The organism is Streptomyces sp. CBMA156 (genome assembly GCF_014596515.1).
Lineage (GTDB): Bacteria > Actinomycetota > Actinomycetes > Streptomycetales > Streptomycetaceae > Kitasatospora.
In genome coordinates, this window is sequence record NZ_MSJQ01000099.1 from 34,641 (window position 1) to 48,043 (window position 13,403).

Below are 13,403 nucleotides of genomic sequence, written 5' to 3' on the forward strand. Positions count from 1 at the left end.
CCGCACCCGCCCTGTTCGTTCCGCCGGGACGTCCTTCGACGCCCGCTTCGCCGCCAGGCTAGACGGGACCACCGACAGACCGGTCGGGCACGATGGAAGACTGGGTCGCATGGATGGAGCACTCAGGAGCCCGGAGCTGGAGGTGTTCCTGGCATCGCTGAACATCGGCCGGCCACTCTCCGGCACCGTCGCGGCGATCGAACGGTACGGCGTGTTCGTGGCGCTGGACGACGGCCCCGACCACCCGCTCTTCCCCGGCGTGGGGTTCATCACGGTCCCCGAACTGTCGTGGCGGCGCATCGAGGCGGCGTCCGACGTCGTACGGGTCGGGCAGCGCGTCACCTGCGAGTTCCTCCAGGTCGACACTTGGAACCTGGAGGCCAGACTCTCCCTGCGGGCGCTGCGACCGGACCCGTTCCAGGCGTTCGCCGACCGCAGCCCGGTCGGTCAACGGCTGCGGGGGCGGGTCACCGGGGTGGTCCCGTTCGGCGTGTTCGTCCAGGTCGCCGACGGCGTCGAAGGACTGGTGCGGCTACGGGACCTCGCGCCCGCCGAAGGAGATCCGACGGATGCGGTCCGGATCGGTGATGAACTCCCGCTCCTCGTCGCCGAATTGGACCGGGAACGGCGCCGGCTCCTGCTGTCCCCTGCCGACCCCGAACGCGCGGACGGGTGAACTCAGGCCCACGGTGGTCCGCCCCGCCCGTCCGCCCACAGAGCGAGCGCTCGCCGGTCGACGGTACGGATGCCGACCTGCGTGCAGAAGGCGGCGGCGGCCTTGGTGAACGAGCTGGTCGTCACCACGGCGGCCAGATCGCAGTGGTGCACGTCGCGGTAGGTGCCGTTGACCTTCTGGACGTCGTGGGAGCCGACGAAGGTCTTCGGGCCATACCGCTTGGCCTGGATGAGGAGCCGCTGCCCCGTCGGGGTGACGGCCAGGACATCCGCCGCGAGGTCTCCGGCGCCGCCGACCACCGTCACCTTCGTGCAGCCGTCCCGACGGCACAGATCGGCCAACGCGTGCTCGAAGGCCTTGGGGGTCATCGCCAGGAACGGCCCGATGTGCCGCAGTTGGGCCGTCCGCGCCTCCAGCTCCCGACGGCGGGTCCGCGCTCGCGAACGCAGTACCACGAGGCCTGCCACCGCTCCGAGGGCGAGCAACGCGGCGACCAGCACCAGGTGTTGAGCCAACCAGCGGACCATCGTCACGGCCAGGGCGAGCACGACCAGCGCGGCGATGCCCGACGGCAGGGGGTTGGCCTTCGCCTGCCGTACGACCCGACGAACGGTGGTCGAACGGCGCCGCCGCCGGACAGGCCTACGAGTCACGGCACTCCCCCTCACGACGCCATTGTTCGTGCGAGCCTAGAAGCCGCCGCTTCCGGTGCGCCTGCGATCCATCGAACTCCACTGGCCTCGCAGCCGAGTTGACCGGATCCCAACGACCGACGGCCGAACCTGGCACCTCGGCGCCCACGGCCCCCTGCCCGGCGAGCGGACGGAAGCCCACAGACACGCGCCCAGGGTGGTCAGCCCGCCTTCGCCTTGGGTCCTACCACAGGGCCGCACGGGTGCCGGGTCCACCGGCCTCAGGTAGGACACGGTGCGACACCTTCGGCGGATGCCCGGACGGGAACCCCACCGGCAGGCTTGCTTCAGGGGCGGCGACAAGCGCCTGCTCCTGAAGGGAAGTTCATGCCCGACGTAACGTCATATTCGCGCCCCCTGGGACTCGGCGTCCGCTCGGCGGCCGCGCTCCTGGCCGCCGCCGCCCTGCTCGGCACCGGCACATCCGCGAGCTTCGCCGCATCCCCCGCCCGGCCGACGGGCGGACACCAGGAACTCCGTGTGGAAACCGCCGGGGTCGCCGCGCTGCGCACCACACTGCAGGGCATCGTCGACGCCGGCTCCTCGGCAGCCGTCGGCGAGGTCCGCCAGGACGGGCGGACCATCTGGCGTGGGCGGGCCGGCGTCGCTGATCTGGGCACCGGCGCGCCGGTGCCCGCTCAGGCCCGGTTCAGGATCGGCAGCGTCACCAAGACCTTCGCCGCCACCGTCATGCTCCAACTCACCGGTGAGCGGCGCATCGGCCTGGACGACCCGATCGAACGCCACCTGCCCGGCGCGGTACCGAACGGCGCGACCATCACCATCCGCCAACTGCTCAACCACACCAGCGGGTTGTACAACTACACCGATGCACCGGGCCTCGATCCTCGGGACGAAGCCCAGTACCGCAGCTGGCTGGCAGGACCGCGCTGGCGCACCTACCAGTCGGCCGAACTGCTCGCGCTCGCCAACGGCAACGCCCCGTACTTCCCGCCAGGGCAGGGATGGCACTACTCCAACACCAATTACCTGCTCGCCGGCCTGCTCATCGAGCGGGTCACCGGCCACTCCTGGCAGCAGGAGGTCGACCGGCGGATCATCCGGCCGCTGGGACTGCACGACACCAGCATGCCCGGGCTGTCGCCACTGCTGCCCGGCCCGCACGCGCACGGCTACGTGAAGCTCTCGACCGGTCCGGTGGACATCACCGAACTCAACCCGTCCGTCCTGGGCGCCGCCGGACAGGGCATATCCAGCGCGGACGACCTCAACCGGTTCACCGCCGCCCTGCTGGGCGGCAGGCTGCTGCCGCCCGCCCAACTCGCCGAAATGACCAGGACGGTGGACGCGGGACCCGGGCGCGGATACGGGCTGGGGCTGGCCCGGTTCGACACGCCGTGCGGAGTGCTCTGGGGCCACAGCGGAGACCTCCCCGGCTACTCGACGATGGTGGCCGGCACGGCCGACGGCCGACGTCAACTCGTGCTCTCCCACAACCCGTACGACGCCTCCGACCCGCGCGGCGCCAAGGCCGCCGTCACCGCCTTCCTCACCACAGCCGCGTGCGGCGCCGACCCCGCACACTGAGCCACCGCCGAGGAACCCGACAACACCGTTCAGCTGTTGAACCGCGTTGCCGCCACCGGCGCGCCCCTGCTGGTGAGGTGCAAGCAGGGAGAAGGCTGGGACGAACAGCGGCACGTCGTCGACGAGCGGCTGACCCCCGGGTGCGGGGAGGAGGACGGGGCGTGTCTGGCGCCAATCCGGTTCTGCGGCTGACCCCCGCGGGTGCGGGGAGGAGCGCTGTGGAGTTGTGAAGTAGGCGGGCACTTCCGACTGACCCCCGCGGGTGCGGGGAGGAGTGCCTCCAGCCTGGCGATCTGATCACGCTCGGCGGCTGACCCCCGCGGGTGCGGGGAGGAGAGCACCGGCCGTGGACCGAGGTACTGGACGCGAGGCTGACCCCCGCGGGTGCGGGGAGGAGAGCACCGGCCGTGGACCGAGGTACTGGACGCGAGGCTGACCCCCGCGGGTGCGGGGAGGAGACCGACCAGTCCTGCATCGCCCCGGATCCCGGCGGCTGACCCCTGCGGGTGCGGGGAGGAGGCTTTCCGACCTGCGGCGCAGCATGGCCTTTGCCATTTCTTGACTATGCTGTGGCGCCCCGTCAGTAGCAGCTTGGGATGGCGTCAAGGAGCCCACACATCGTGCCATGCCCGCAGCAGCGCGCGACACCCGCCGGCCCCGGCCCGCGCACCATCATCCGCACGGCTTGCCGGGCGACCACGCCGCGATGACGGGTCCTCCGTCACCCTCACCTCACCACCGGAAGGCCCCGCACATGTCCCGTCTCACCTGGCTGTCGCAGGCCGCGGCAACCGTGCTGCTGACCCTGGAGACGGTGGCGGTGGTGCTGTTCTTCTGCATCGCGGTGCCGCTGTTCTACAACGGCGTCGGCTTCGAGGACGAGCTGGCCCCGCGCCCCAAGGCGGTGCCGTACGTGTTCGCGAGCGCGGGGCTGGTGATGGCCGGGCTCAACGGGTGGGCGATACGGGCGGTTTGGCGGCTGCCGGCCGACCGGGGCAGGCGCGTGCTGGTGCTGGCCGCCGGGGCGCAGGCGGCCCTGCTGGGGCATGCGGCGCTGAGTGGCGAGCACCTGTTCACGGTGTTCGCGCTGTCGGTGCTGCTGACTCTGGGAACGGCCGCCTGGTCCTCGTGCCAAGGCGAAGCCCGCTGAGCGCGTCCGGTTCCCCGCCCCTCGACAGTCTCCGGCGGCAGCCCGACAGCCACCGCCGGAACGCCCCTTCCCTTACGACTCCTCACCCCCCGCCAGACGCCGGACGACCGTGTCGAGGTCCGTGCCCAGCCGCTGGGCAGCCCTGACCAGTAGGCCGAGCGCGGTGTGCGGGGTGACGCCGAAGCGCTCGACGGTGATGCCGATGGCCAGGCCGGTGGCGTGCCGGCGGTCGAGCAGGTCGGCGGCCGCCCGGGAGAGTGCGAAGCGGTCGAGGGCGACGGACGCCTGGAGGGCGAGCACCTCCACCAGCCCGAGGGCCGGTGTGCCGGGATCGGCCGGCGTCCGCAGGTACGCGCTGAAGGCGGTGCACCCGTGCGGGTGGGTGCGCAGGTGGGCGCTGGCCACGGCCCGTACGCCGCAGCGCCGGGCCCGGTCGGCGAAGCGGCCGGGCCGGCCCGGGTCCAGCTTGACCACGACCTGCCCCTCGCCCTGGCGGCGGATCCGGGACAGCGGGCCCGCGCCCGCCTCGCCCTGTGCGCGTTCGAGGGCCATCAGGTACGACGAGGTAGCCGCGAAGGTCTCGACGGAGCCGTCGTCGTGCCAGGTGCTCACGGCGGCGCCCACGCAGTCCGGGACGGTGACGCGGGTCAGCTGAACGATGTCGTGCAGCGTCGAGAAGGGCCCGGAGCGGCCCTGTTCACGGGCCGCGAGGTCGCCGAGTTCGGCGAGCAGGTTCTCGCGGGCGCGGTCCGGGACCGGGGCCCCGGCAGCTGCCCCGTCGTCGCCTGCGGTGTCCTGACGGTCCAGCAGCACGCGGGCCCGGGCGACCGCGCGGGCCGCGTCGGCCTCCCCCGTGTAGATGCCGATCGTGTAGCAGACGTCGCGCAACCGCTGCCGGGCTTCCGGTGAGCGCGACGGGGACAGGGCCTCGTACTCCGCGACCAGCCGGCCGAGGGCCGCGACATCCACCATGGGCATGAACACCTCCGTGTGTTTACGGACAGTATGCGCCGATCACACAGTGGAACCATGCCGCGAGGGCGGGGGCCCGGACCCACCCCGGTCGCGCCACTGGCACCCCAGACAGCACGGACGGTACGGACCACACCCTCACCCCCCGTCCCCCCGCCCGTCGGCGCAGGCGCGGAGCACCGTGGCGGCGATCGCCAGCGCCAGCGCCCAGCAGCCCGCGAGGCCCCAGAGGAACGGTGCCTTCGACGTCCCCAGACCGGCCGCCAGCAGGCCCAGCGACAGCAGGGCGAGCCCGAGGACGGTGCGCGGCCGCACGCCGCGCACCAGGTCCCAGGCCCGGCCGCGCAGACCGAGCCCGACGCCGCGCAGCCCCGGCCCCGGACGCGACCCCAGCCACCGCCCCAGGGCCCGGCCGTGCACCCGCTCCCGTTCGGTTCCACTGGTTCCGCGCGGCTCCGCCTGCTCGCGTCCGTCCATGCTGTCCGCCTCCTCGCTGCGCCGCCCCCGTGGTCCGCCGCGGCGATTACCCCGGATCCGCGATCGTTAACGCCCCTGATGCGGACACAGCCTGACGGCCGGCAGACAGCCGCGTCGTCCGGGCCGGGGCAGCCGAGGCGGACGGACGGGAGCGCTGCCCGGCCCGGACGCGATGGCGTTCGGACTCGACACGGCACCCGCCCGATCTGTGAGCGGCCTGACCTGTGACCGGCCCGACCGTCTCAGCCGGACACCGCGGGCTCAGCCTGGCACCCAGGACACCCGGGCCGCCCGGGCTTGTCGGCCCAGCCGGGGGCGTCCTGGTCCTCCAGTTGCTCGCGGAGCCAGGCCAGGGTGGCGCTGAGCAGCCGGGAGACGTGCATCTGGGAGACGCCGATCCGGTCGGCGATCCTGGACTGGGTCCAGCCGTCCCAGAAGCGGAGTTTGAGGACGGTCTGCTCGCGTTCGGGCAGCCGGGCCAGCAGGGGGCGCACCGCGATCCGGAAGTCGGCGAGTTCGAGGCCGGGGTCGCAGCCGCCGAGGCGGTCGAGCAGGGCGCTGCCGGTCTCGTCGGTGTCCTGGTCGCGCAGCGCGTCCAGGGAGTTGGGGCGGTAGACCCGGCCCGCTGTCAGGCCCTCGGTGGCCTGTTCGACGGTGAGGTGCAGGTCCTCGGCGATCTCCTCGGGCTGCGGGAGCCGGCCGAGTCGCTGTTCCAGGCGGTCGGAGCCTCGGGCGACGCTCAGGTAGAGCTCCTGCATGCCGCGCGGGACCCGCACCGGCCACGAGGTGTCGCGGAAGAACCGTTTGATCTCCCCGGTGATGGTCGGGATCGCGTAGGTGACGAACTCGACGCCGCGCTGCCGGTCGTAGCCGTCGACGGCCTTGATCAGACCGATCGTGCCGACCTGGAGGATGTCCTCCATGTCCTCCGCCCGGTGCCGGAAGCGGGCCGCGATGAACCGCACCAGCGGCATGTTCAGCTCGATGATCGTGCCGCGGACGTAGCTGTAGGCGCGGGTCTCCCTGGCCAGTCCGGCCAGCCGCTCGAACAGGGCGTCGCTCAGCTCACGGGCCTCCGACTTCCCCATCCGGCGCAGCTCGGCCACCGTCGGCCTGCGCGGCAGATCGGACGGCAGATCGGACGGAAGGCCGGACGGCCGGTCGGGCGACAGGCCCGGGGCCGTGAACTCCCGGCCAGTCGCCTCCCGACCGCTCGTTTCCCGGTGGATGGACACGTGATCGCTCCTGGGCATCGGGGTGAGCGCCCGTGGACAGCGACGGTCTCGCGTGTCACGTCACGGGCTTCTTCCCCCAGGACCTGTGCCCGGCTTCCGCAGGCGAGGTCCCGGTGGCACACCGTGCGGGGGTGCCGGGGCAGCCGGATCGTTCACGGCCGCCACATGGGTGTTCTACCCGGGATTCGGGGTCGAACGCATGGTGCGGGTGTTTTCCCACCGTATTTCCGGGTCCGGCCGGCTGAGGCTCCCGACGGGAGCGCCGTCTCCAGCCGGACCCGCTTCCCCCCGCTCTCGGGCGCGCACCCCCAGAGCGGGCGAGCCGCGCCTCCACCCGCAGGCCGGCGCCGGAGGGACCGGCCCGGCATCGGCTACACCCGCCTCCCGGCCCGTTCCCCCTGCCGGGACTCGACGTAGTCGACGCGCTGCATCATGCCGAGTTCCTCGTGCTGGAGCTGGTGGCAGTGCAGGACGGTACTGCCGGTGAAGTCCTGGTACCCGACCAGCAGGGTGACGGTGTCGCTCGGACTGCCGCCGGCCAGGTCGACGGTGTCCTGCCACACCGGCGGGTCGAGCCGTTCGCCGTTGCGGTGGGTGACGAGGACGTGGTTGGTGTGCAGGTGGAAGGGGTGGTGGAAGCCCGGTGCGGACTCGTCGGTGCGCAGGGTCCACCGCTCGACGGTGCCGAGTTCCAGGGTGTGGTTGACGTAGTCGGGGTCGAACAGGCCGTAGGCGGGGTCGCTGGTGAGGTCGCCGTCGGGGTCGGCCGCGGGGGTCGGGCGGCTGCCGAGGACGCGGTAGGCGTGCGGGAACGGCTGCTCGAAGACCCCGCCGTCGACGTGGAAGACCACCGTACGGTCGCCCTCGGGGTTGGTGATGTCGCCCTCGTCGAGGAAGGGCTTGCCCTGCGGCAGGGCGGCCGGCAGTCCCATCGGCGGGTCGACGGCCTCCCCCGTCACCTCGACCGTCATCAGCGGGCCGGGGGCGCCCTGGGCCCGCAGTTCGTATGTCCCGGGCTCGCCGCCCCGGACCAGCACGTCGGCCCGGTTGCCGACGGACAGCAGCACCGTGTCGGTGGCGACCGGCGCCGGGAAGGTCACGCCGTCCATGGCGATCTGATTGAGTGTCAGTACGGAGTCGCCGTCGGCGAGTCGGAGCGACAGCGCGGTGAACGCGGTCGCCGCCACCAGCCGCCAGCGCTGGACCTCGCCGGGGCGCAGCGTGAGGGTCGGGTTGACTTCGCCGTTGACGGTGAAGGCGGGCGTGATGCCGGCGAACGAGTTGCCCGCGACGAACGCGGCGGTCCTGCCGTCCTTGACCATGAGTTCGTTGACGCAGACGACGACGTCGGCGGCGGCCGCGATCTCCGGCACCTCGTCGACGTCGCCCTCGACGACGAGGACCCCTGCCATCCCTCCGGCGATCTGTTCGGCGGTGGCCCCGTGCACGTGCGGGTGGTACCAGTAGGTGCCGGCCGGGTGGTCGGCCGGGATGTCGATGACGGTCAGGTACCGCGGTTCGGGGGCGCCGGCCTCGGCCTCCTCGGCGGTGCGCGGCGTGAACTCGCGCTGGACGTTGTCGGCGTCCCCGGACGGGGAGACGTGCAGGCCGTGGGTGTGCAGGTTGAAGCTGTTCTCGCGGTGCGGCCGGTTGTGGTGGCCGCCGTCGTGGGCCCGGTTCGGTGGCAGGCCGTTGACCTGGGTCAGCCGCAGGGTGTCTCCGGCGCGCACCCGCAGGGTCGGCCCGGGGATGGTGCCGTTGTAGGTGCGCGTGGTGACCGTCCCGAGGCCGGGGACGGGGGTGTCGGTGAACCGCACGTCGAGCGTCTGGTCGAGCACCGCCCTCGGTGCGCCGGGCGCCGGCCGCGCGCTGCGGACGACCGGCTGGGGGAAGGGGGTCGCCGCCCTGGCGCGCCGGGCGAGGATCCCGTCGGAGGCCGCCACCAGGACGGCGGCGGGGACGGCCTTGAGCACCGATCGGCGAGTGATTCCGACATTTTCTCTCATAATCGGGCAATGTAGGTCGGCCCACACAGGGTCCCGGTCAGGCACACCGCGCGCCCGGGGGCGTTGGGCCTTCCGTGCCAAGCCCTGGACGTCAAGCCCTGGACGCCGAGCCCTGGCGGCCCGGGCCCCGAGGCACCTGGCTACGCGTGCTCCGGGTGGGTCAGGTTGGCGCCGCTGCGCGGATCGAAGACGTGGATCCGCGCCGTATCCACCCACAGCTCCAGCGGACCGCCCTCGGCGGCCCTGGTCACCGGGTTCAGCCGGGCCACCACCCGGTGCTCCAGCATCCCGGTGTCGGCGCGGCCAGAGTCGGCGGCGAGTTCGGCGAGTTCCTCGCTCACCGACCTCACCGACCCGGCCGACCCCGCCAAACCTGCCGAACCCCCCGAACCCCCCGAACCCGCCACCGGACCGCCCTCCTCCGCGAAGTGGACGTAGACGTCCGAGCCGACCGACTCCCTGACCTCGACGGTCACGGTGACGGTGACCCCGCCGTCGTGCCCCTCGGCCAGCGCGGCGTCCTCGAAGTCCTCGGGGCGGATGCCGACGATCAGCTCGCGCGGCGCGTCCGCGCGCTCCAGGGCGCGCCGGGTGCGGTCGTCCAGCGGCAAGGCGCCCAGCGAGGTGTGCAGGGCGTCCCGTTCCAGCGCGGCGCCGAGGAAGTTCATGCCCGGCGAGCCGATGAACCCGGCGACGAAGAGGTTCACCGGCTCGTCGTACAGGTGCTGCGGCGAGCCGACCTGCTGGACGACGCCGGAGCGCATCACCACCACCCGGTCGCCGAGCGTCATGGCCTCGACCTGGTCGTGGGTGACGTAGACGGTGGTGGTGCCCAGGCGGCGCTGGAGGGCGGCGATCTGGGTACGCATCTGCACCCGGAGCTTGGCGTCCAGGTTGGACAGCGGCTCGTCCATCAGGAAGACCTTGGGGTCGCGGACGATCGCCCGGCCCATGGCGACCCGCTGGCGCTGCCCGCCGGAGAGGTTGGCGGGCTTGCGGTCGAGGTGCCGGGTGAGGTCCAGGACGCGGGCGGCCTCCTCGACCTTGGCGGCGATGGTCGCCTTGTCGACCTTGGCCAGGCGCAGCGCGAAGCCCATGTTGTCGCGCACGCTCATGTGCGGGTAGAGGGCGTAGCTCTGGAACACCATGGCGATGTCCCGGTCCTTGGGCGCGCGGTCGTTGACCACCTCCCCGGCGATCCGCAGGGTGCCCTCGGTGATGTCCTCCAGCCCGGCGATCATGTTGAGCGTGGTGGACTTGCCGCAGCCGGACGGGCCCACCAGGATCACGAACTCGCCGTCGGCGATGGTGAGGTCGACGTCGCGGACGGCGAGGGCGCCGTCGGGGTAGCGCTTGGTGATGCCGTCGAGGACGATCTCGGCCACGATCCGCCTTCCTGGTCCGCCGGGTGGGGCGGGCTCGGCCTTGGGGACTCGGCTGTGGGACCCGGCGCGGGTCTCAGCCCTTGACTGCGCCGGCGGTGAGCCCGGCGACGATGCGGCGCTGGAACAGCAGCACGAAGACCACGATCGGGATCGTGATGATCACGGCGGCGGCCGCGATCGAGCCGGTCGGCTGCTCGAACTGGGAACTCCCGGTGAAGAAGGCGATGGCGGCCGGCACGGTCCTGGCCGAGGTGGTGGAGGTCAGCGAGATCGCGAACAGGAAGTCGTTCCAGCAGAAGATGAAGACCAGGATGCCGGTGGTGAACACGCCCGGTGCCGCCAGCGGCGCGATGACCAGCCGGAACGCCTGCCACGGCGTGGCGCCGTCCACCTTGGCCGCCTTCTCCAGGTCCCAGGGGATCTCCCGGAAGAACGCCGAGAGGGTGTAGATCGCCAGCGGCAGCGAGAAGGTCATGTACGGGATGATCAGCCCGGGCCAGGTGTCGAACAGGCCGAGCGCCCGCTCGATGTCGAACAGCGGTGAGACCAGCGAGATCGGCGGGAACATCGCGATCAGCAGGGACACCCCGATCAGCAGCCGCTTGCCGGGGAAGCGCAGCCGGGCGACCGCGTACGCGGCCATGGTGCCGAGCACCACGGCGATGGTGGTGGCGATCACCGCGATCCCGATCGAGTTCACCAGGGCGCGGGTGAACTCGGAGGTCTGGAAGATGCCGCGGTAGTTGGCGAGGGTCCACCGGCGCGGCACGAAGGCGCCGTCGGACAGGGTGCTCGGGTCCTTGAAGGAGAGCGCCACGATCCACCACACCGGGAAGAGCGCGTAGAGCACGACCACCAGGTTGGCGACGCCCCAGCCGGTCAGCGTCCTGGCGTGCCGGGTGCTCATCGGTGCTCCGGTTCGGCGCCGGGCGTCGCCGTGCCGAACAGCTTGACGAAGACCAGGGCGATGAGCGCCACGCAGACGAAGATCAGCACCGAGATCGCCGAGCCGATGCCCAGGTTGAGCGCGGTGAACAGGTTGTCGTAGCCGAGGATCGACACCGATCCGGTGCCGTTGGAGCCGCTGGTCAGCACGTAGATGTTGTCGAAGATCCGGAAGGCGTCCAGGGTGCGGAAGAGCAGCGCGACCAGGATCGCCGGCTTCATCAGCGGCAGGATCACCAGGCGCAGCCGCTGCCCGAAGCCCGCGCCGTCCACCATCGCGGCCCTGACCGTCTCGTCCGGCACCAGCGCGAGGCCGGCGAGCAGCAGCAGGGCCATGAACGGGGTGGTCTTCCAGACCTCCGCAAGGATGATCAGACCGACGGCCGGCCACTGCTCGGTCAGCGGGGCACTGCCCTCCGGCAGCAGGGCGGCCAGGTAGCCGGTGCCGGGCGTCCAGGCGTACTGCCAGGAGTACGCGGCGACCACGGTGACGATCCCGTACGGCACCAGGACGGCGGTGCGCACGGCGCCGCGGCCGAAGACCGCGCGGTGCATCACCAGGGCGAGCGCCAGGCCGAGCAGCAGCTCGACGGTCACCGACACCACGGTGATCAGCGCCGTGACGCCGAGCGCCTGCCACCACACCGGGGAGGCCAGCACCGCACCGTAGTTGGCGAGCCCGACCCAGTGCGCCTGGTCGGGGAAGCGCAGGTCGTAGCGCTGGAGGGAGAGGTAGACGGCGTAGCCGATCGGGTAGGCGGTGACCGCGAGCATGACGATCACCGCGGGGGCGCACAGCAGCAGGCCCAGCCGGCGCTCCTGGCGGGCGCCGCGCGACGGCCCGGCGGGCCTCGGCACGGCCGCGGCGGCGGCCTCGGTGGAAGGTGTCACGGGATCAGCCCCTTCGAACCGAGGGCGTCCCTGATCTGCCCGCGGAGGTCGGCCACGTCCTTCTCCGGGCGGATGCCGGCGGGCGGGGAGAGGGTGTGCGAGATGGCGATGGAGACGTTCTGGTAGGCCGGGGTCTGCGGCCGTACGCCGGCGGAGTCCAGGGCGGCCAGCACGTCGGCGGCGAACGGGTAGCTGGCGGTCAGTTCGGCGGTCTGGTAGAGGCTCCGCAGCGAGGGCGGGAGGCCGCCCTCCAGCGCGTTGGTGAGCTGGTTGTCCCGGTCGCGCAGGCAGAGGGTGGCCTCGGCGGCGAGGTCGGGGTGCCGGCTGTAGGCGCCCACGGCGAGGTCGATGCCGCCGATGGTCACGTGAGCGGGGCGGTCGGCCGTCACCGCGGGGTACGGGGCCCAGCGGAAGTGCGGGAACAGCTCCGGCCGGTCGGCCTTCATCGCGGGGTAGACGAAGGGGTAGTTGAGTTCGAAGGCGGCGGTGCCGGACTCCATCGCGAGCCGGTTCTGGTCCTCCATCTGGTTCGCCAGCGAGGGGTCGGCGGCCACCGAGACCGCCAGGTCGCGCATCACCCCGGCGGCCGTGACGGCGGGCGCGCCGAGCGAGGGCGCCTGGGCGTCGGGGGTGAGGATCGTGCCGCCCGCGCTGGCGACCAGCGTGTTGAACCAGACCGTCAGCCCCTCGTACTGGGCGCCCTGGATCTCCACGAGGTGCGGCTTGCCCTCGTCGGCCAGCTGCTGCGCTCGGGCGAGCATCTCCGCCCAGGTCTTCGGCGGGGTGGGCACCAGGTCGTCGCGGTACCAGAGCAGCTGGGTGTTGGAGTTGTACGGGACGGCGTACAGCCGGTCCCGCCAGGTCGCGGTCCGCACCGCCGCGTCGAGGGTGTCGGCGGTGGCCCGCTCGCGCATCGTCCCGGTCCACTCGCGGATCCAGCCGGCCTCGGCGAACTCGGCGGGCCAGGTGACGTCCAGGCCCAGGATGTCCACGCCGGCGTCGTGCGCCGCCATCCGGCGCACCAGCTGCTGGCGCTGGCCGTCCGCGCCGCGGGGCAGCTTGTCGTAGCGGATCGTGTAGCGGCCGCCGGACTGCTGCCCGCAGCGGTCGGCGGCCTGCTGGAGGGCGCCCGAGTCGTCCGGGAAGTTGTACCAGTTCAGGGTGACCGGGCCGCCGCTCCCACCGCCTCCGCAGCCCGCGAGCGCGGAGGCGAACACGGCCAGTCCGGCGGCGGCGCTCGCCCACCGCGAGCGGAGACTGAGGACCCTCGGCATCGTTCTCCCGGGCTGGGACGGACGGTCCGGCCGACCCTAGGGGCCGCCCTGCCGGTCGTTCCCGGGGCCGCGCCGCCGGTCGGCGCCGACCAGCCGGACGGAGGAACCGGCGGCGACCGGCCGGACGGAGGAACCGGCGCCGGGCGCCCGGG

13 protein-coding genes are annotated in these 13,403 nt (G+C 72.6%); 4 read left to right on the forward strand and 9 right to left on the reverse strand.

From position 1 onward, the window contains the following. Window positions 1–109: 109 nt before the first annotated feature. Window positions 110–676, forward strand: a complete 567-nt coding sequence (locus BU198_RS08580; RefSeq protein ID WP_223244113.1) for a S1 RNA-binding domain-containing protein — start codon at window positions 110–112, stop codon at window positions 674–676. A gap of 2 nt (window positions 677–678) precedes the next feature. On the opposite strand, the gene BU198_RS43750 is transcribed toward BU198_RS08580, so the two are convergent. Then, the gene (locus tag BU198_RS43750) at window positions 679–1,329 is read right to left on the reverse strand and encodes a restriction endonuclease (RefSeq protein ID WP_188296247.1); all 651 of its coding nucleotides are present in this window, start codon (window positions 1,327–1,329) and stop codon (window positions 679–681) included. Between the two features lie 366 nt (window positions 1,330–1,695). Between BU198_RS43750 and BU198_RS08590 the strand changes: the two genes are divergently transcribed. From BU198_RS08590 to BU198_RS08600, 3 genes are all read left to right on the forward strand, one after another. After that, on the forward strand, window positions 1,696–2,916 hold the full coding sequence (locus tag BU198_RS08590; protein ID WP_188296248.1) for a serine hydrolase domain-containing protein: 1,221 nt from the start codon (window positions 1,696–1,698) through the stop codon (window positions 2,914–2,916). 36 nt (window positions 2,917–2,952) lie between these two features. Next, window positions 2,953–3,108: a hypothetical protein gene (locus tag BU198_RS08595; RefSeq protein WP_188296249.1), complete on the forward strand. Its 156-nt coding sequence runs from the start codon at window positions 2,953–2,955 to the stop codon at window positions 3,106–3,108. Window positions 3,109–3,670: 562 nt separating this feature from the next. Continuing rightward, entirely contained in the window at window positions 3,671–4,066 is a 396-nt protein-coding gene (locus tag BU198_RS08600; RefSeq protein WP_188296250.1) for a hypothetical protein, read from the forward strand. A gap of 72 nt (window positions 4,067–4,138) precedes the next feature. Here the strand turns inward: BU198_RS08600 and BU198_RS41950 are convergent, their stop codons facing one another. The 8 genes from BU198_RS41950 to BU198_RS08640 all read right to left on the reverse strand — a co-directional run bounded on the left by BU198_RS41950 (window position 4,139) and on the right by BU198_RS08640 (window position 13,251). Then, the gene (locus BU198_RS41950; protein WP_223244114.1) at window positions 4,139–5,044 is read right to left on the reverse strand and encodes a DUF5133 domain-containing protein; all 906 of its coding nucleotides are present in this window, start codon (window positions 5,042–5,044) and stop codon (window positions 4,139–4,141) included. A 132-nt stretch (window positions 5,045–5,176) separates the two neighbouring features. Further along, a complete protein-coding gene (locus tag BU198_RS08610) occupies window positions 5,177–5,515 on the reverse strand; it encodes a hypothetical protein (protein WP_188296251.1) in 339 nt (112 codons plus the stop codon). 242 nt (window positions 5,516–5,757) lie between these two features. Next, window positions 5,758–6,768 carry a SigB/SigF/SigG family RNA polymerase sigma factor gene (locus BU198_RS08615; RefSeq protein WP_411293162.1) on the reverse strand — a complete coding sequence of 337 codons (1,011 nt, stop codon included), beginning with the start codon at window positions 6,766–6,768 and terminating at the stop codon, window positions 5,758–5,760. A 353-nt stretch (window positions 6,769–7,121) separates the two neighbouring features. Beyond that, window positions 7,122–8,756 (reverse strand): multicopper oxidase family protein, encoded by a 1,635-nt coding sequence (locus tag BU198_RS08620; protein WP_188296252.1) that lies wholly within the window; start codon window positions 8,754–8,756, stop codon window positions 7,122–7,124. A gap of 140 nt (window positions 8,757–8,896) precedes the next feature. After that, on the reverse strand, window positions 8,897–10,141 hold the full coding sequence (locus BU198_RS08625; RefSeq protein ID WP_188296253.1) for an ABC transporter ATP-binding protein: 1,245 nt from the start codon (window positions 10,139–10,141) through the stop codon (window positions 8,897–8,899). Between the two features lie 73 nt (window positions 10,142–10,214). Further along, window positions 10,215–11,048, reverse strand: a complete 834-nt coding sequence (locus tag BU198_RS08630) for a carbohydrate ABC transporter permease (RefSeq protein ID WP_188296254.1) — start codon at window positions 11,046–11,048, stop codon at window positions 10,215–10,217. Further along, window positions 11,045–11,977: a carbohydrate ABC transporter permease gene (locus BU198_RS08635; RefSeq protein WP_188296255.1), complete on the reverse strand. Its 933-nt coding sequence runs from the start codon at window positions 11,975–11,977 to the stop codon at window positions 11,045–11,047. Before BU198_RS08635 ends, BU198_RS08630 begins: the two co-directional genes overlap by 4 nt. Next, window positions 11,974–13,251, reverse strand: a complete 1,278-nt coding sequence (locus BU198_RS08640; protein WP_188296256.1) for an ABC transporter substrate-binding protein — start codon at window positions 13,249–13,251, stop codon at window positions 11,974–11,976. The genes BU198_RS08635 and BU198_RS08640 overlap by 4 nt, the downstream gene beginning before the upstream one ends. Window positions 13,252–13,403: the final 152 nt, after the last annotated feature.

Coding starts and splice junctions, on each gene's coding strand:
- BU198_RS41950 (WP_223244114.1), bottom strand. CDS start 5,044: ATGCCCATGGTGGATGTCGCGGCCCTCGGCCGGCTGGTCGCGGAGTAC.
- BU198_RS08590 (WP_188296248.1), top strand. CDS start 1,696: ATGCCCGACGTAACGTCATATTCGCGCCCCCTGGGACTCGGCGTCCGC.
- BU198_RS08630 (WP_188296254.1), bottom strand. CDS start 11,048: ATGAGCACCCGGCACGCCAGGACGCTGACCGGCTGGGGCGTCGCCAAC.
- BU198_RS08610 (WP_188296251.1), bottom strand. CDS start 5,515: ATGGACGGACGCGAGCAGGCGGAGCCGCGCGGAACCAGTGGAACCGAA.
- BU198_RS08640 (WP_188296256.1), bottom strand. CDS start 13,251: ATGCCGAGGGTCCTCAGTCTCCGCTCGCGGTGGGCGAGCGCCGCCGCC.
- BU198_RS08580 (WP_223244113.1), top strand. CDS start 110: ATGGATGGAGCACTCAGGAGCCCGGAGCTGGAGGTGTTCCTGGCATCG.
- BU198_RS08600 (WP_188296250.1), top strand. CDS start 3,671: ATGTCCCGTCTCACCTGGCTGTCGCAGGCCGCGGCAACCGTGCTGCTG.
- BU198_RS08615 (WP_411293162.1), bottom strand. CDS start 6,768: ATGCCCAGGAGCGATCACGTGTCCATCCACCGGGAAACGAGCGGTCGG.
- BU198_RS08620 (WP_188296252.1), bottom strand. CDS start 8,756: ATGAGAGAAAATGTCGGAATCACTCGCCGATCGGTGCTCAAGGCCGTC.